At 68.7% G+C, this 18,032-nt stretch carries 15 protein-coding genes; 11 read left to right on the plus strand and 4 right to left on the minus strand.

The window, feature by feature from the left end; genetic code table 11:
* The 6 genes from ACTJJZ_RS15790 to ACTJJZ_RS15815 form a co-directional block, all read left to right on the plus strand.
* Positions 1-381 (plus strand): HNH endonuclease signature motif containing protein (locus ACTJJZ_RS15790; protein ID WP_440721995.1); only part of this gene is annotated, 381 nt, incomplete at its 5' end.
* Positions 382-526: 145 nt separating this feature from the next.
* Positions 527-4,045: a DNA polymerase III subunit alpha gene (gene dnaE, locus ACTJJZ_RS15795; RefSeq protein WP_440722145.1), complete on the plus strand. Its 3,519-nt coding sequence runs from the start codon at positions 527-529 to the stop codon at positions 4,043-4,045.
* Positions 4,046-4,179: 134 nt separating this feature from the next.
* Entirely contained in the window at positions 4,180-5,664 is a 1,485-nt protein-coding gene (locus ACTJJZ_RS15800; protein WP_440722146.1) for a hypothetical protein, read from the plus strand.
* 6 nt (positions 5,665-5,670) lie between these two features.
* Positions 5,671-6,993 (plus strand): histidinol dehydrogenase, encoded by a 1,323-nt coding sequence (gene hisD / locus ACTJJZ_RS15805; RefSeq protein WP_440722147.1) that lies wholly within the window; start codon positions 5,671-5,673, stop codon positions 6,991-6,993.
* 10 nt (positions 6,994-7,003) lie between these two features.
* The gene (nrdR, locus tag ACTJJZ_RS15810) at positions 7,004-7,510 is read left to right on the plus strand and encodes a transcriptional regulator NrdR (RefSeq protein ID WP_440722148.1); all 507 of its coding nucleotides are present in this window, start codon (positions 7,004-7,006) and stop codon (positions 7,508-7,510) included.
* Between the two features lie 10 nt (positions 7,511-7,520).
* Positions 7,521-8,543: a quinone-dependent dihydroorotate dehydrogenase gene (locus ACTJJZ_RS15815; RefSeq protein ID WP_440722149.1), complete on the plus strand. Its 1,023-nt coding sequence runs from the start codon at positions 7,521-7,523 to the stop codon at positions 8,541-8,543.
* A gap of 62 nt (positions 8,544-8,605) precedes the next feature.
* Here ACTJJZ_RS15815 and ACTJJZ_RS15820 read toward each other — a convergent pair whose 3' ends face one another.
* Complete coding sequence (locus ACTJJZ_RS15820; RefSeq protein ID WP_440722150.1) at positions 8,606-9,169, minus strand: DUF3043 domain-containing protein; 564 nt, start codon at positions 9,167-9,169, stop codon at positions 8,606-8,608.
* 54 nt (positions 9,170-9,223) lie between these two features.
* On the opposite strand from ACTJJZ_RS15820, the gene ACTJJZ_RS15825 reads away from it, so the two are divergent.
* The 5 genes from ACTJJZ_RS15825 to ACTJJZ_RS15845 all read left to right on the plus strand — a co-directional run bounded on the left by ACTJJZ_RS15825 (position 9,224) and on the right by ACTJJZ_RS15845 (position 14,317).
* On the plus strand, positions 9,224-10,639 hold the full coding sequence (locus ACTJJZ_RS15825; protein ID WP_440722151.1) for a dipeptidase: 1,416 nt from the start codon (positions 9,224-9,226) through the stop codon (positions 10,637-10,639).
* A gap of 102 nt (positions 10,640-10,741) precedes the next feature.
* The gene (gene erpA / locus ACTJJZ_RS15830) at positions 10,742-11,104 is read left to right on the plus strand and encodes an iron-sulfur cluster insertion protein ErpA (RefSeq protein ID WP_440722152.1); all 363 of its coding nucleotides are present in this window, start codon (positions 10,742-10,744) and stop codon (positions 11,102-11,104) included.
* A gap of 121 nt (positions 11,105-11,225) precedes the next feature.
* Positions 11,226-12,143 carry an aa3-type cytochrome oxidase subunit II gene (gene ctaC / locus ACTJJZ_RS15835; protein WP_440722153.1) on the plus strand — a complete coding sequence of 306 codons (918 nt, stop codon included), beginning with the start codon at positions 11,226-11,228 and terminating at the stop codon, positions 12,141-12,143.
* Positions 12,144-12,148: 5 nt separating this feature from the next.
* Positions 12,149-13,879: an aa3-type cytochrome oxidase subunit I gene (gene ctaD / locus ACTJJZ_RS15840; protein ID WP_440722154.1), complete on the plus strand. Its 1,731-nt coding sequence runs from the start codon at positions 12,149-12,151 to the stop codon at positions 13,877-13,879.
* A 3-nt stretch (positions 13,880-13,882) separates the two neighbouring features.
* The gene (locus ACTJJZ_RS15845) at positions 13,883-14,317 is read left to right on the plus strand and encodes a cytochrome c oxidase subunit 4 (RefSeq protein ID WP_440722155.1); all 435 of its coding nucleotides are present in this window, start codon (positions 13,883-13,885) and stop codon (positions 14,315-14,317) included.
* Positions 14,318-14,630: 313 nt separating this feature from the next.
* On the opposite strand, the gene ACTJJZ_RS15850 is transcribed toward ACTJJZ_RS15845, so the two are convergent.
* From ACTJJZ_RS15850 to qcrA, 3 genes are all read right to left on the minus strand, one after another.
* Positions 14,631-15,050, minus strand: a complete 420-nt coding sequence (locus tag ACTJJZ_RS15850) for a rhodanese-like domain-containing protein (RefSeq protein WP_440722156.1) — start codon at positions 15,048-15,050, stop codon at positions 14,631-14,633.
* 83 nt (positions 15,051-15,133) lie between these two features.
* Positions 15,134-16,933: a cytochrome bc1 complex cytochrome b subunit gene (qcrB, locus tag ACTJJZ_RS15855; RefSeq protein WP_440722157.1), complete on the minus strand. Its 1,800-nt coding sequence runs from the start codon at positions 16,931-16,933 to the stop codon at positions 15,134-15,136.
* Positions 16,930-18,003, minus strand: a complete 1,074-nt coding sequence (qcrA, locus tag ACTJJZ_RS15860) for a cytochrome bc1 complex Rieske iron-sulfur subunit (RefSeq protein WP_440722158.1) — start codon at positions 18,001-18,003, stop codon at positions 16,930-16,932. Before qcrA ends, qcrB begins: the two co-directional genes overlap by 4 nt.
* Positions 18,004-18,032 lie beyond the last annotated feature (29 nt).

An 18,032-nucleotide genomic window follows, 5' to 3' on the forward strand; every position in this document is an offset into this window, starting at 1 on the left:
GTCGACTCGTGCGGCAACCCGCTCGACGTCGGGCGTGAGGAACGGCTGTTCACGCCGAAGCAGCGGATCGGGCTCGCGGTGCGCGACGCCGGTTGCCGGTGGCCCCGGTGCGACCGTCCGGCGTCGTACTGCGAAGCGCATCACATCGATGAATGGCACCGCGACCAGGGCCGCACCGACATCGACCGGGGGATTCTGCTGTGCCGGTTCCACCATATGGAGCTGCACCACGGTGGATGGCGGATCACCCGCGACGGGAAGGGCGACTTCGTCCTGCACGGCACCGATGGATCGGCGACGATCCTCACCCGACGGTTGCCGCTCCGCTACCTCTGGGGCGACGTGGATCCACCACCCAAACGATTTCGCCCCGCCGCCTGACCGAACCCGCGAAGGGAACCCCGGCCAGGCCGGACGGAGTGCGCAGATGCGCTGATTCGTCTCGGGGATCCGGAGCCCGAGTATCAGCAGCAAGAACGCGCAGCTCCGCGGAGAGAGCGTCGGAGGTCGAAAGTAGACTCGAACCATGGCATCAGACTCCTTCGTCCACCTCCACGTGCACAGCGAGTATTCGATGCTGGACGGGGCCGCGCGCATCCAGCCTCTCGTGCAGGAGGCTGTCGCCCAGGGCATGCCGGCCGTCGCGGTCACCGACCACGGCAACACGTTCGCGGCGTTCGAGTTCTACAAGGCCGCCCAGGCGGTGGGCGTCAAGCCGATCATCGGCATCGAGGCCTACGTCACTCCGGGAACCCATCGCAGCGACAAGTCGCGGGTGCAGTGGGGATCGCCGGAGCAGCGCAGCGACGACGTGTCGGGATCCGGTGCCTACACCCACATGACGCTGCTCTCGGAGACCACCGAGGGCATGCACAACCTGTTCCGGCTGTCCTCGCGGTCGAGCCTGGAGGGCTACTACTTCAAGCCGCGCATGGATCGCGAGATCCTGCAGAAGTACTCCAAAGGCCTGATCGCCACGACCGGCTGCCCCTCCGGCGAGATCCAGACCCGGCTGCGTCTCGGCCAGTACGACGCCGCACGCGCCGCCGCGGCGGAGTTCCAGGACATCTTCGGCAAGGAGAACTACTTCGTCGAGCTCATGGATCACGGCCTCGAGATCGAGCGCCGCGTCATCGACGACCTGCTCAAGATCGGGAAGGACCTCGGGATCCCGCTCGTCGGCACGAACGACCTGCACTACACGCACCAGCACGACTCGACCAGCCACGCAGCCCTGCTCTGCGTCCAGTCCGGATCGACGCTGAACGACCCGAACCGGTTCAAGTTCGACGGCGACGGCTACTACGTGAAGTCCGCCGCCGAGATGCGCCAGGTGTTCCGGGACCACCCCGAGGCCTGCGACAACACGCTGCTGATCGCCGAGCGCTGCGACGTGTCTTTCAACACCGGCGCGAACTTCATGCCGCGCTTCCCGGTGCCCGAGGGCGAGACCGAGGAGAGTTGGTTCATCAAGGAGGTCGAGAAGGGCCTGCACTACCGCTACCCGGGCGGGATCCCCGACGCCGTGCGCACCCAGGCGAACTACGAGGTCGAGGTCATCTCGTCCATGGGGTTCCCGGGCTACTTCCTCGTCGTCGCAGACTTCATCAACTGGGCCAAGGACAACGGCGTGCGCGTCGGGCCAGGGCGCGGATCCGGTGCAGGATCCATGGCCGCGTACGCCATGCGGATCACCGACCTCGACCCGCTCGAGCACGGCCTCATCTTCGAGCGCTTCCTGAACCCGGACCGCGTCTCGATGCCCGACTTCGACGTCGACTTCGACGACCGTCGTCGCGGCGAGGTCATCCAGTACGTCACGGAGAAGTACGGCGACGAGCGCGTCGCGCAGATCGTCACCTACGGCACGATCAAGGCCAAGCAGGCGCTCAAGGACGCGGGCCGCGTGCTGGGCTTCCCGTTCAGCATGGGGGAGAAGCTCACCAAGGCCATGCCGCCGGCGGTGATGGGCAAGGACATGCCGCTGGACGGCATGTTCAACCCGGAGCACCCGCGGTACAAGGAGGCCTCCGAGTTCCGCGTCGTGATCGAGTCGGATCCCGAGGCGAAGACCGTGTTCGACACGGCTCTGGGCCTGGAGAACCTGAAGCGGCAATGGGGTGTGCACGCGGCCGGCGTGATCATGTCGTCGCACCCCCTGATCGACATCATCCCGATCATGAAGCGCGAGCAGGACGGCCAGATCGTCACGCAGTTCGACTACCCGTCCTGCGAGTCCCTCGGCCTGATCAAGATGGACTTCCTGGGGCTGCGCAACCTCACGATCATCTCCGACGCGCTCGCGAACATCCGTATGAACCGGGGGGAGGAGCTCGTGCTCGAGGACCTCGCCCTCGACGACCGTCCCTCGTACGACCTGCTCACGCGCGGCGACTCGCTGGGCGTGTTCCAGCTCGACGGCGGCCCGATGCGCTCCCTCATGCGCCTGATGAAGCCGGACAACTTCGGCGACATCTCGGCCCTCATCGCGCTCTACCGTCCCGGCCCGATGGGCGCCAACTCGCACACGAACTACGCCCTCCGCAAGAACGGCCTGCAGGAGATCACCCCGATCCACCCCGAGTTCACCGACTCGCTCAAGGACATCCTGGAGGAGAGCTACGGCCTCATCATCTACCAGGAGCAGGTGATGGCGATCGCCCAGCGGGTGGCCGGGTTCTCGCTCGGACAGGCGGACATCCTCCGCCGCGCGATGGGCAAGAAGAAGAAGTCCGAGCTGGACAAGCAGTTCGAGGGCTTCCGGGCCGGCATGAACGCGAACGGCTACTCCGACGGCGCCGTGAACGCGCTCTGGGAGATCCTGCTGCCGTTCTCCGACTACGCATTCAACAAAGCGCACTCCGCGGCCTACGGTGTCATCTCGTACTGGACCGCGTACCTCAAGGCTCACTATCCCGCCGAGTACATGGCGGCGCTGCTCACCAGCGTCGGCGACTCGAAGGACAAGATGGCGCTGTACCTGAACGAGTGCCGTCGCATGGGCATCAAGGTGCTGCCGCCGGACGTGCGCGAGTCGATCAATTACTTCGCGGCCGTCGGCGAGGACATCCGCTTCGGCCTCGGCGCGGTGCGCAACGTGGGATCCAACGTCGTCGAGGGGATCGTGCAGGGACGCAAGGAGGAGAACTTCACCTCCTTCCACGACTTCCTGAAGAAGGTCCCGCTGCACGTCGCGAACAAGCGCACCGTGGAATCCCTGATCAAGGCGGGCGCGTTCGACTCGATGGGCGACACCCGCCGCGCGCTCGTGGAGATCCACGAGGACGCGGTCGAGGCCGCGGTCGGGCAGAAGCGCAACGAGGCGCAGGGCGCGATCGGCTTCGACTTCGACAGCCTGTACGACGAGGTCGAGGAGGTGGCGCCTCCGAAGGTCCCGGCCCGGCCGGAATGGACCAAGAAGGACAAGCTCGCGTTCGAGCGCGAGATGCTCGGCCTGTACGTGTCCGATCACCCGCTCGCCGGTCTCGAGGTGCCGCTCGCGAAGCACGCCTCGATCGCGATCAACAGCCTGCTGGAGTCGGAAGATCTGCAGGACGGCGACCAGGTCACCGTCGCCGGGCTCGTCACGAGTGTGCAGCACCGCATCGCCAAGGCCAGCGGCAACCCCTACGGCATGATCACCGTCGAGGACTTCGGCGGTGAGATCACGATCATGTTCATGGGCAAGACCTACCTGGAGTTCCAGGGCACGCTGCAGCAGGACACGATCCTCGCGGTGCGCGGTCGCATCTCCCGCCGCGACGATGGCATGAACCTGCACGCGCAGTCCGCGTTCACGCCCGATGTGGGCTCGTTCGACGCCGCGGGGCCGCTGTCGCTCGTGGTGCCCGAGCAGCGCGCCACGGAACGCGTGATCGAGGACTTGGCCGAGGTGCTGCGCCGCCACGCGGGCGAGACCGAGGTGATGCTGAAGATGCATCGGGGTGGGCGCGCCAAGGTGTTCGAAGTGCCCATGCCGGTGTCGGTCACGGCCGACCTGTTCGGCGATCTGAAGTCGCTCCTCGGGCCGCAGTGCCTCGGCTGAGCGACCGTTCCGCCGGCGTTCGCGCCGTCGTTGTCCTGGGGGATGGCGCTCAGGGCCTCTCCATGGCGGCCCGGTAGTATCGGCGCGTTCGACGGCCGAGATCCGCTCCGGCCGCACGACGAAAGGATTCACTGATGACCGGCGACGTCCCCTTCGCTGAGATCGAGAAGGACGAGGAGTCCCGCGTGCGAGACGACGCGCAGCCCGCGGCGCATGACGACGTGGCGCTTCCCACCGTTGCTCCGCAGGAGGGCCACTTCGGTTTCACCCTCCGCGAGCTGATCATCGTCGGCGCCTGGCTGATCGCGTTCGTGCTGTCGTTCGTTCCCAGTGCCGGCAGCATCCTCGACATCACCTCGACGGTCTGGACGATGAACGGCTCGTGGATCCTCACGATCGGCGTCCCGACCGCGGCGACCTTCCTGATCGTGCTGCGGCGGCTGTCGCCCGAGGGGATCCGCCGGGTCGGATCGCTCGGCATCGATCAGTTCGCCTCGGTGGCCTACACGGTCGCCGCCGTCAGCTGGGCCGTGCTGCTCTGGCAGCAGGTGGTCCTGGTCGGCGCGACGCGGCAGTCGATCCTGCTCACCTGGCCGGCCTGGGTGGAGATCTTCGCGATGCTCGCACTCGTCGTCGTGACGGTGTTCGCCCGCCTCGTCCCCGCCGTCCGCGAGGACTTCGAGGGTCGCATGGAGACCCTCGCGCACCGCAACGCGAACCCGGTCCGTCCGGTGTTCTCGAAGCCGCGGCCGGTCCGCGCCCGCGGCAGCATCTCCGACCCGCAGTCCGCGGACGACGTGGATCCGGGTCTTCTGCACGAGAACGAGGTCGGCGCGGCCGGCCACGTCTCGGGCAGTGCCACCGGGGTCCTGAACCTGAACTCCGCCGGATACGTCCCGGAGCATCATCGTGAGTCGTTCCTCGCGTCCGACGTCTCGGATCCCGGGGCCGTCGCCGCAGCAGAGGCGGCTGCTCCGGCAGACGTGCCGTCCGCCGTGTCCGCGGACGCGCCCACCGAGGCGATCCTCGGCACCTGGGCGGCGGTCGGGACGCCGGGTACGACCGAGGGGCGGGACGGCGGAGCGGCGCCGCTGGCCCGGCCAGAGCCGGTCGAGCCGGTCGGCGATGAGACCCGCGGAACCGGACCCGCCGAGGCCGAGCAGTCCTCCGATGCCGCCGAGCACCCCGCCGAGCACCCCGCCGAGCACCCCGCCGAGGCCGAGCCTGCCACGACGGAGCACTCCTCCGCCGCCGCCGAGCACCCCGCCCAGGCCGAGGAGCCTGCCCGCAACCCGTCCGACACGATGACCCAGGTCCTCGGCGACCTGCTCGCGCCGGCCCCCGCAGACGACGTCGCGACGCACGCCGTCGAGGTCGTGCCTCCCGCCCCCGAGAAGAAGCCTGCCGGGTCGCAGAAGGGCGGCGAGCCGGCCCAGCCGTTCTGGGCGCTCGCGCCCGACGTCCGGCCGGTCCATGACGCCCGTGGCGAGGAGATTTTCCGGATCGGGCCGGATGCATGGATCCTGGTACTCGAGGATCGCGGCGGCGCCTTCGTGGTGCGCCACGACGACGGACGTGTCGGCTACCTGCACGACACCGAGAACATGACCCGAGGCTGAGGACGCATGCAGACGATCGACCTGAGGGGACGCACCCTCTCCGCCGCCGAGATGCTGGCGGCCGTGCCGCGTGCGACCGCCGCGCGCGCCGAGGCGCTGGCCACCGCCACCGCGATCGTGGAAGACGTCCGCGTGCGCGGCGAGGAGGCGCTGCGTGAGCAGGCCGAGCGGTTCGATCGGGTGCAGGATCACGCGATCCGCGTGCCCCGGGAGCACATCGAGGAGGCTCTCGCCGGTGTGGATCCCGCCGTGCGCATCGCGCTCCAGACGGCCATCGAGCGCGTGTGGGAGGGCTCGGTCGCCCAGATCCCGGCCCCCCGCATCACCGAGATCGGCCCCGGCGCCCGCATCGCGCAGCGCTGGCAGCCGGTCGGCCGCGTCGGCGTCTACATCCCCGGCGGCAAGGCGCCGCTCGCGTCGAGCGTCGTGATGAACGTCGTGCCCGCCCAGGTCGCCGGCGTCGGCAGCATCGCGCTCGCCTCGCCGCCTCAGGAGAGCGAGGGCGGCCGGATCCACCCCACGATCCTCGCGGCGGCCGGGCTGCTCGGCATCGACGAGATCTACGCGATCGGCGGCGCCGGCGCGATCGGAGCGCTCGCGCACGGCGTGGCGGCGATCGGCCTCGATCCGGTCGACGTGATCTCCGGCCCTGGCAACAACTACGTCGCCTCCGCCAAGCGCGCCGTCGCCGGCGTGGTGGGAACGGACTCCGAGGCGGGCGCGACCGAGATCCTCATCGTCGCGGACGCGCATGCGGATCCGCGGCTCATCGCGGTCGACCTGATCAGCCAGGCGGAGCACGACGAGCAGGCCTCGGCCGTGCTCGTCACCGACTCGGCCGTGCTCGCCGACCGCGTCGCCGCGGAGGTCGAGGCCGCCGCGGCGCGCACTCGGCACAGCGTCCGGGTGCAGACCGCGCTGAGCGGACCGCAGTCCGCGATCGTGCTCGTCGACGACCGGGCCGCGGCCGTCGCCTTCAGCAACGCCTACGCGCCGGAGCACCTCGAACTGCACCTGCTCGACGCAGAGGAGGCCGCCGCGGCCTTCACGAGCGCGGGCGCGGTCTTCGTCGGAGACCAGACGCCGGTGAGCCTGGGCGACTACATGGCCGGCAGCAACCACGTGCTGCCCACGGGCGGTCAGGCCCGGTACGCGTCCGGACTCGGCGCCTACACGTTCCTGCGCCCGCAGCAGGTGATCTCGTACGACCGGGATGCCCTGGCGCAGGCGCGGGAGGGCGTCGTCGCACTGGCGGAGGCCGAGGTGCTGCCGGCGCACGGCGAGGCCGTCGAAGCGCGGTTCGTCCCGGCTCCCGCGACCGGGGCGTAGGCTTTCACGAATGCACTGCCCGTTCTGCCGCCACCCGGACTCCCGCGTCATCGACTCCCGCACGAGCGACGACGGCCTGTCCATCCGCCGGCGTCGTCAGTGCCCCGAGTGCGGGGGGCGGTTCACGACCACCGAGACCGCGAGCCTGAACGTCATCAAGCGCTCCGGCGTGATGGAGCCGTTCAGCCGCGAGAAGGTGATCGCCGGCGTCCGCAAGGCGTGCCAGGGCCGCCCGGTCACGGAGGCCGATTTCGCGATCCTCGCCCAGCGGGTCGAGGAGTCCGTGCGGCAGACCGGTGTCTCCCAGCTCGACGCGAACGAGATCGGGCTGGCGATCCTCGGTCCCCTCCGCGATCTCGACGAGGTCGCCTATCTGCGGTTCGCGAGCGTGTACCAGGCCTTCGATTCGCTCGAGGACTTCGAGGCGTCCATCGCCGAGCTGCGCGCCGACCACCAGGGGGCGGACGACGCCCGGCCTGAGGACGCGGCGTCCGGATCCGTCCCCGCCGACCGGTAGCCTGGCAGGGATGTATGCCCTGCTCTTCCGCCTCGTCCTCGCGCGCCTCGATCCCGAGTTCGCGCACCACGCCGGCATGGTCGTGGTGCGGATCCTCGGCGTGCCCCCGTTCTCCTGGATCGCACGTGCGCTGACGCGGCCGGATCCGGCCGAGCAGGTGCAGGCGCTGGGAGTGACGTTCCCGACGCCGTTCGGCATCGCAGCCGGCTTCGACAAGAACGCGGTGGGCGTCCGCGGGCTGTCGGCACTCGGCTTCGGCCATGTCGAGGTGGGCACGATCACCGCGATCCCGCAGCCGGGAAACCCCAAGCCGAGGCTCTTCCGGCTGATCCCGGACCGTGCGGTGGTGAACCGGATGGGCTTCAACAACGAGGGCGCCGAGGCCGCGGAGAAGCGGCTGTGGAGGCTGCGCCGGCGCCGCCCGAGCGCGGTCATCGGCGTCAACATCGGCAAGAGCCGCGTGGTCGCCGTCGAGGACGCGACGGCCGACTACGTCGCATCCGCGGCGCGCCTCGCTCCGCTGGCCGACTATCTCGCGATCAACGTGTCCTCACCGAACACGCCGGGCCTGCGCGGCCTGCAGGCCGTGGAGACCCTCGCGCCGCTGCTGCGCGCGGTCAAGGACGAAGCCGGCAGCACGCCGCTGCTCGTGAAGATCGCACCGGACCTCCCGGACGACGAGATCACCGCGATCGCGAACCTCGCGGTCGCCGAAGGGCTGTCCGGCCTCATCGCCACGAACACCACGATCTCCCGCGAGGGACTCGTCACGGATCCCGCGAAGGTCGCCGCAGCGGGGGAGGGCGGACTCTCCGGCGCCCCGCTCAAGGAGCGCTCCCTCGCCGTGCTGCGGATCGTGCGCGCGGCGGTCCCGGAAGGGTTCTGCGTCATCTCGGTCGGCGGCGTGGAGACCGGCGCGGAGGTGCGCGAGCGGCTGGACGCCGGAGCCACGCTCGTGCAGGGCTACACCGGCTTCCTCTACCGCGGACCGTTCTGGGCCCGCCAGATCGCCAAAGGCCTGCGCCGCGGCTGAGCCCCGCCTGAGACGAGAAGAACCCGATGCGCGAGGCGCATCGGGTTCTGTCGTCGAAGGGATCAGGCGGGGTACTGCCCGCGCTTGACCTGCGGCTTCGGCAGTCGCATGAAACGCATCTGCAGCGACCGCATCGCCGCGTACCAGCCGAGCCCGCGCTCGCGGTTCTGCGCGCCGAACTTGTCCGCGATGCGGCGCTTCACCCGGATCCCGAGCAGCACCATGTCCAGCACGGAGATCGCGAGGTACGCCCACAGTCCGATGAAGGCCCAGTAGGCGACCAGGGTGTTCGGGATGAGCGAGACCACGATCACGACCACCATCAGGGCCATGACCCACTCGCTCAGATGCCAGCCGGCGTCGACGTAGTCGCGCACGTAGCGGCGCTGCGGTCCGCGGTCGCGGACCGGGAGGTACTTCTCCTCGCCGTTGGCCATGCCGATCCGCTGCCGCTCCTGGCGCTGGCGCAGATCGGCCTTCGCCTGCGCCCTGGCCTCCTTCGTGTCCGGCACGAGCGGGCGGCGTCGTGCGGCCTCCTGCTCGGCGCGGGTCGGCGTACGGCGCCCCTTGCCGGACGTCTCCGCGGCGGAGTCGTCGTTGGTGGAGGGGGAGGGCGTGGTCGGCACGGGGGCTCCTGGGATCGAGGGAGGAGGAAACGGGTGTTCCCTAAGATTACTCGCATGACTTCTCCCTCCTCCTCGGTCACCGCCCCCGGCGACCTCGAAGCAGCCGTCGCCGCCGCCGTGTCCTCGGGGATCCCGTCCGCGCTGAGCGACCTCGGTGCGCTGGTGCGGATCCCGGGGATCGCCTGGCCGGCCTTCGATCAGACCCAGCTCGAGCGCAGCGCGGCCGCCGTCGCCGAGCTCGCCGAGGGGACGGGCGTCTTCGACAGCGTGCGCGTGCTGCGCGCCGCCGTCCCCGGAACCGACGAGCACGGCCAGCCGGCGGTGCTCGCGACCCGTGCGTCCCGCAACGGCAAGCCCACGATCCTGCTCTACGCCCACCACGACGTGCAGCCCCCGGGCGCCGACGAGCTGTGGGACACGCCGCCGTTCGAGCCGACCGTGCGCGGCGGGCGCCTCTACGGGCGCGGGGCGGCGGACGACAAGGCCGGGATCATGGCGCACATCGCCTCGATCCGTGCCGTGGCCGAGGCCGTCGGCGACGACCTGGACCTCGGCATCGCGATGTTCATCGAGGGCGAGGAGGAGTACGGATCCCGTTCCTTCGGACAGTTCCTGAAGGACAACGAGGACGCGCTGCGCGCCGACGCCATCGTCGTCGCCGACTCGGGCAACTGGGACGCGGAGACCCCGGGGCTCACCGTGTCACTGCGCGGTGCGGTGCGCTTCACCCTGAAGGTCCGCACGCTCGACCACGCCTCGCACTCCGGCATGTTCGGGGGAGCGGTGCCCGACTCGATGCTCGCCACGATCCGCCTGCTCGACTCGCTCTGGGACGAGAACGGATCCGTCGCCGTCGCGGGGCTCGCGGTGCGGGACGCGGAGACGCCCGACTACTCCGAGGCGACGCTGCGCGACGAGGCGGGACTGCTCCCCGGCGTCTCGCCGATCGGCGACGGCACGATCCTCAGCCGGATCTGGAACAAGCCGTCCGTCACGGTGATCGGCATCGATGCGACCTCGGTCGACGCCGCGTCCAACACGCTGTCGCCGGAGACCACCGTCGTGCTCAGCTGCCGGGTCGCCCCGGGGCAGAGCGCCGAGGACGCCTATGCGGCGCTCGAGGCCCACCTGCGCGCGCACGCGCCGTTCGGGGCGGAGCTGACGTTCTCCGACCTGGATCTCGGCAACCCGTTCCTCGTCGACACGTCCGGATGGGCCGTCGGCCTCGTCCGCGGCGCGATGGCGGACGGCTACGGCAAGGCGCCGGTTGACCTCGGCATCGGCGGATCGATCCCGTTCATCGCCGACCTCGTGGAGACCTTCCCGGGGGCGCAGATCCTGGTCACCGGCGTGGAGGATCCGCACGCGAGGGCGCACAGCCCGAACGAGTCGCTGCATCTGGACACCTTCCGGCACGCCGTCGCGACCGAGGCCCTGCTGCTCACCCGGATGAACGAGATCACGCTGTAACGAGACGGTGGCGTGACCCGGCGCGCGTCGGCGGGCGGATGTTCGGCGGTAGACTCGACGGGACGGAACCCGTGCCTGTGCACGGCCGATCCAAGGAGCGACATGAGCGACATCACCCTCACCCCTGAGACCACCACCGCCCACGGCGTGAAGCTCACCGACGCGGCCGCGGCCAAGGTGAAGAGCCTGCTGGAGCAGGAGGGCCGTGACGATCTGCGCCTGCGCGTGGCCGTGCAGCCCGGCGGTTGCTCCGGCCTGATCTACCAGCTGTACTTCGACGAGCGCTACCTCGACGGCGACGAGACCGTCGACTTCGACGGCGTCGAGGTCATCGTCGACAACATGAGCGTGCCCTACCTGGACGGCGCCTCGATCGACTTCAAGGACACGATCTCGGAGCAGGGATTCACTATCGACAACCCCAACGCGCAGGGCTCCTGCGCGTGCGGCGACAGCTTCCACTGAGTCCGGAATCCCCCTCTCCAACCTCTGCGCCAGCCACACCGAACCTGCGTGGCTGGCGTGAATCGGGTGTGAGGTTGCCCTAGAATGGGCTTGCCCATGTCCGCGATCTGAAAGGTGCATCGTGCCCTCGAAACGCCGCCTTCGTTGGGCCGCTCTCCCTTTGGGAGTCGCGGCAGCCGTGGCCCTCGCGGGATGCTCTCCCACGGAGCTCCACGGATTCCTCCCAGGCTTCGTCGCGGACGGCACGCCGGCCACCAACCAGACCGACCGGGTCGCCGCGCTCTGGGTCAACTCCTGGATCGTGCTCCTCGTCGTGGGCATCGTCACCTGGGGTCTGATGGGCTGGGCCGCGATCGCGTACCGCCGTCGCAAGGGCCAGACCGGACTCCCGGTGCAGCTGCGCTACAACATGCCGATCGAGATCTTCTACACGGTCGTGCCGCTGATCCTGATCTTCGGCATGTTCGCCTTCACGGCACGCGACCAGACGATCATCGAGACGCAGTACGGCGCACCGGGCCAGCCCGCACCCGACGTGTCGATCACAGCGATCGGCAAGCAGTGGGCGTGGGACTTCCAGTACGACGGCAAGGAGAAGGACAACTCCGACGCGGTCTGGACCATGGGCGTCCAGGCACAGCCCGACAAGGCCGGCAACATCGACCAGGCGGCGCTGCCGACGCTGTACCTGCCGGTCAACAAGAAGGTGCACATCACGCTGCAGTCGCGCGACGTGATCCACTCCTTCTGGATCATCGACTTCCTGTACAAGAAGGACATGTACATCGGGAAGGACAACTCCTGGTCGTTCGTCCCGACCCGTGAGGGCACCTATCAGGGCAAGTGCGCCGAGCTCTGCGGCGAGTACCACTCGATGATGCTCTTCAACGTGAAGGTCGTCAGCGACGCGGACTACCAGGCGTACCTGACGAAGCTGCACGACGAGGGCAACACGGGCGACATCACCAACGCCTACGATCGCCTGACAAACCTCCCCGGCACCACCGGGAAGAACGAGACCACCCCGGAAGCGAAGTAAGCAGAATGACGAGCACTCTTCCCGGCACGTCTGAGGTCGGCTCCCGTCCGACGACGATTCCGCCCCGTCAGGCGGCCCTGCTCAGCTCGACCCGCGTCGAGCAGAAGGGCAACATCGTCGTCAAGTGGGTCACCTCGACCGACCACAAGACGATCGGGTACATGTACCTGATCGCGTCCGTGCTGTTCTTCCTCCTCGGCGGCGTGATGGCGCTCATCATCCGCGCCGAGCTCTTCTCGCCGGGCATGCAGATCGTGCCGACGAAGGAGCAGTACAACCAGCTGTTCACGATGCACGGCACGATCATGCTGCTGATGTTCGCGACCCCGCTGTTCGCAGGCTTCGCGAACGCGATCCTGCCGCTGCAGATCGGCGCTCCCGACGTCGCCTTCCCGCGTCTGAACGCGTTCGCGTTCTGGCTGTTCCTGTTCGGTTCGACCATCGCGGTCGCCGGTTTCCTCACCCCGCAGGGTGCGGCGTCGTTCGGCTGGTTCGCCTATCAGCCGCTCGCGAGCTCCTCGTTCACACCCGGCGCCGGCGGCAACCTGTGGATGATGGGTCTCGGCATCTCCGGTTTCGGAACGATCCTCGGCGCCGTGAACTTCATCACCACGGTCATCACCATGCGTGCTCCCGGCATGACCATGTGGCGTATGCCGATCTTCTCGTGGAACGCGCTCATCACGAGCCTGCTCGTGCTGATGGCCTTCCCGGTGCTGGCCGCCGCGCTGCTGGCCGCCGCCGCGGACCGCATCCTGGGCGCCCACATCTACGACCCGGCCAACGGCGGCGTGCTGCTCTGGGAGCACCTGTTCTGGTTCTTCGGCCACCCCGAGGTGTACATCATCGCGCTGCCGTTCTTCGGCATCGTGTCCGAGATCTTCCCGGTGTTCAGTCGCAAGCCGATCTTCGGGTACAAGACGCTCGTCTACGCCACCATCTCGATAGCGGCGCTGTCCGTCGCGGTGTGGGCGCACCACATGTACGTCACCGGCTCCGTGCTGCTGCCGTTCTTCGCCCTCATGACGATGCTCATCGCCGTCCCGACCGGTGTGAAGATCTTCAACTGGATCGGCACGCTGTGGCGAGGATCGGTCACGTTCGAGACACCCATGGTCTTCGCCCTCGGCTTCCTCGTGTCGTTCGTCTTCGGCGGTCTGACCGGCGTGATCCTGGCCTCCCCGCCACTGGACTTCTTCCTGTCCGACTCGTACTTCGTCGTCGCGCACTTCCACTACGTGGTGTTCGGCACGGTCGTGTTCGCGATGTTCGCCGGCTTCTACTTCTGGTGGCCGAAGTGGACAGGCCGGATGCTCAACGAGCGCCTCGGCTACGTGCACTTCTGGATGCTGTTCATCGGCTTCCACATGACGTTCCTCATCCAGCACTGGCTGGGCGTCGACGGCATGCCGCGTCGTTACGCCGACTACTCGGCCTACGACAACTGGACGTGGGAGAACCAGGTCTCCACGATCGGCGCCATCATCCTCGGCGCGTCGATGCTGCCGTTCTTCCTGAACGTCTGGCTGACGGCGCGCAAGGCCCCGAAGGTCACCGTGAACGACCCGTGGGGTTACGGCGCCTCGCTCGAGTGGGCGACCTCCTGCCCGCCGCCGCGGCACAACTTCACGTCGATCCCGCGCATCCGCAGCGAGCGTCCGGCGTTCGACCTCAACCACCCGGAGGCGGCGGAGCGCCCGGTCATGATGGCCACGGCAGACGGAAAGGGCCACTGACCCATGCGCGACAACATCGTCCTCTGGTGGATCCTCACCGGCTTCTTCGCCCTCATGGGCGTGACCTACACGGTCTGGAACATCATCGATCACCCCGATCGCCCGATCGTCACCGCGATCGAGTGGGTCGGCACCGTGGCGCTGTTCTTCGCGACGTTCATGGCCGCCATGATCGCGTTCTACCTGGACCGCACCCACAAGGCGCAGGGCGGGTCGCTGCCCGAGGACATCCTCACGAGTGACATCGACGACGGCGACCCGGAGCTCGGCGAGTTCAGCCCGTGGTCCTGGTGGCCGATCGTGCTGGCCGGATCCGCCGCCGTCGGCGCGATCGCGCTTGCCGTCGGAGAGTTCCTCTTCCCCGTCGCCCTCGCGATCTTCGTCGTGGCGATCGTCGGCTGGGTCTACGAGTACTATCGCGGTCACTTCGCCCGCTGAGCCACGTTCGGAAGGGGTCCGGGAGCTGCTGCTCCCGGACCCCTTCCGCATGATCGGACCGCTCACAGAGGCCGAGGAGTTGCCTGCCGCTCGAGCACGGAGGGGCCGTCCGTGAGCAGCTCCGTGCCTTCCGTACGGCGCCGGAGCCGGCGCGCTCCCGCACGAGCGACGGGCCGGTCCAGGAACGCGGCGCGGGCTTGACCGGCGCCCCGTTCGGACGTCGAGCTGATCGGACGCGGCGACGCGCTCTCTCCGGCACGGGAAGGACCGCGCCGCACGGGCTCAGGCACGGGAGGGACCGCGCCGCACGGGCTCAGGCGCGGGTGCGGATGCGGGGGACGCCGGTGAGCGGATCGACAGGGCGCCGGTGGACGCCGTCTGCGTTCTCGACGGGATAGCCCTCGCGGACCCAGTACTCGAAACCGCCGATCATCAGCCGCACGTCATATCCGAGCTTCGCGAACTCCAGGGCGCCCTTGTCGCCTGCGTTGCAGCCCGGACTCCAGCAGTAGACCACCACGGGCGTGCCGGCCGGGATCTCCTGCGGGGCGCGCGTCGCGATCTCGCTGTAATGCATGTGGATCGCGTCCACGACGCGCCCTTGCGCCCACGCCTCGTCGGAGCGCACATCGACCACGGCGATCGTCTCACCGGCCGCACGGGCCGTGTGGACGTCGCTGGCGTCCGTCTCGTAGGCGAGCTTGGCGGAGAAGTGGTCCTGGGCGGTGATCATGATGCCAGGCTACCCGGTGCGGGGACGGAGACGACGAAGGCCCCGTCGTGTGACGGGGCCTTCGTGACGAGCGGGGGAGCGGACTATTCGCCGCCCTCCTTCGGGGCGAGCGACTCGGGCGCCAGCGCCGAGCTGGGGGTGTTCGGAGTCTCGCTGACGTGCGACGCGTCGACCAGGGCGATCTGGTCCTCGCTCACGCCCGCGCGCTGGTGCGAGGCGACGATCTCGTCGTGCGCGGCCTCGTCCGTGTCGTGCAGGACGTGACGCTGGTGAGCGTCGGCTGCGGCGATCTCGGCCTGCGTGAGCGGAGAGAGGCGGTCCTCGAAGAACCAGCGGGACATCGAGGAGCGCAGGTTCTGCGTCCACGGGATGCGACCCTTGGCGTTGGGGCGGACCACGAGCGGCTCGTAGGTCTCCACGTCGACGAGCTTCCACCGGTCGTACACGTCGACGGGCTTGTGCACCTCGATGAACTCGCCGCCGGGGAGGCGGACGATGCGGCCCGACTCGTAGCCGTGCAGGACGATCTCGCGGTCCTTCTTCTGCAGCGCGATGCAGATGCGCTTGGTGACGAAGTAGCCGAGCACCGGGCCGACGAACAGCATGCCCTGGAGCGTGTGGATCACGCCCTCCATCGTGAGCATGAAGTGCGTCGCGATGAGGTCGGAGGAGGCGGCCGCCCACAGCGTGGCGTAGAAGATCACGCCGGCGACGCCGATCGCGGTGCGCGTCGCCGAGGAGCGCGGACGCTGGGCGATGTGGTGCTCGCGCTTGTCGCCGGTGATCCACGCCTCGATGAACGGGTACAGCGCGACGAGGACGATGAAGATACCCAGGACGATCACCGGCAGGATGATGCCGAACGACCACCGGTGGTCGAGGAACACGACGTCCAGATCCGACGGGGCGAGGCGGAGGGCCCCGTCCGCGAAGCCGATGTACCAGTCCGGCTGGGTGCCCGCGGACACCGGAGACGGGTCGTAGGGCCCGTAGTTCCAGATCGGGTTGATCTGGAACAGGGAGGCGATCAGCACGATCACGCCGAACGTGATGAACAGGAAGCCGCCCATCTTGGACATGTAGATCGGCATCATCGGGTAGCCCACGACGTTGTCGTTCGTGCGCGCGGGGCCCGCGAACTGCGTGTGCTTGTTGATGATCATGAGCATCAGGTGCAGCACCACGAACGCCAGGACGAGCGCGGGCAGCAGCAGGATGTGCAGCGTGTACAGGCGCCCCACGATCTGGTTGCCCGGGAACTCGCCGCCGAACAGCATGAACGAGGTCCAGGTGCCGATCAGCGGAAGACCCTTGATCATGCCGTCGATGATGCGCAGGCCGTTGCCCGAGAGCAGGTCGTCGGGAAGCGAGTAGCCGGTGAAGCCCTCGGCCATCGCGAGGATGAACAGCACGAAGCCGATCACCCAGTTCAATTCACGGGGCTTGCGGAATGCACCCGTGAAGAACACGCGGAGCATGTGCACGCCGATGCCGGCCACGAACGTCAGCGCCGCCCAGTGGTGGATCTGACGGACCAGCAGACCGCCGCGCAGGTCGAACGAGATGCGCAGGGTCGAGTCGAGCGCCGCGGACATCTCCACGCCGCGCATCGGGGGGTAGGCGCCCGCGTAGTGCGTCGGCACCATGGACGCCTGGAAGAAGAACGTCAGGAACGTGCCGGAGAGCAGCACGACCACGAAGCTCCACAGCGCGATCTCGCCGAGCATGAAGGACCAGTGGTCGGGGAAGATCTTCCGGCCGAGCTCCTTGACGAAGCCGGACAGGCTGGTGCGCTCGTCGAGATAGTTCGCCGCTGCGCCGACGAAGCGTCCGCCGAGCGGCTTCTCCGACGTCTGCGGATCGGTAACGGTTGCGGTGCTCACGGGCGCTCCCAGAAGCTCGGGCCGACGGGTTCGTGGAAATCGCTCTGCGCGACGAGGTAGCCCTCATCGTCGACGGTGATGGGCAGCTGCGGCAGCGGACGGGCGGCCGGGCCGAAGATGACCTTGGCCTCCTCGGTCACGTCGAACTGCGACTGGTGGCACGGGCAGAGCAGATGGTGGGTCTGCTGTTCGTACAGCGCGACCGGGCAGCCGACGTGGGTGCAGACCTTGGAGTACGCGACGATGCCGTTGTACGACCAGGTCTTGCGGTCCTCGGACTCCTTGAGCTGCTCCGGGAGCAGGCGGACGAGCAGCACCAGGGCCTTCGCCTTCTGCTCGAGGTAGCCGTCCTCGTGGCTCAGCTTGGAGAGCGGCTGGGGGATGACGTGCACCGCGGAGCCGAGGACGATGTCCGCGGCGCGGATCGGGGTGCCGTCGGGGTCGTGCGCCAGGCGCATGCCCTTCTCCCACATGGTGTGCTTGAGCAGCTGCACCGGGTCGCCGGCGATCGGGTCGTCCGGCGTGCTGTGCGGGGCCAGCCCGCGGAACAGGGTGACGCCGGGGATGATCGAGGCGACGACCGCGGCGATCAGCGAGTTGCGGATCATCACGCGGCGGCCGAAGCCGGATTCCTCGTTCGCGGCGGCGAACGCCTGGATGGCGGCCTCGCGGGTCGAGTCGCGGCCCCGGGTGGGGTGACGGTACTCGATGTGCTCCTTGTCGCTCATCACGGCCTTGGACCAGTGGATGCCGCCGATGCCGAGCGCGAGCAGGGCGAGGGCGATGCCGAGGCCGATGAAGAGGTTGTTGTAGCGCACATCGAGCAGCGAGCCGCTCTCGATCGGGAACAGCATGTAGGCGGCGACCGCCCAGATGCTGCCCGCGAGGGAGAGGTAGAAGAGCGTGTAGACCGTGCGGGCGGCGGTCTTCATCGCCTTCGGATCCTGATCCGTGATGCGCTCCCGGTGCGGCGGCATCCCGGGGTTCTGCGCGGGGTCGCTGACGTCGACGCTCAGCCCGGACGGGGGCTGATAGGCCCGGTCAAGAGCCTGCGAGTCGTCGTGTGCCATGGTTCTCCTCGTACGTTCTTCGATAAGCC

Origin of the sequence: Microbacterium sp. 22242 (genome assembly GCF_052045495.1) — a bacterium.
Taxonomy (GTDB): Bacteria; Actinomycetota; Actinomycetes; order Actinomycetales; family Microbacteriaceae; genus Microbacterium.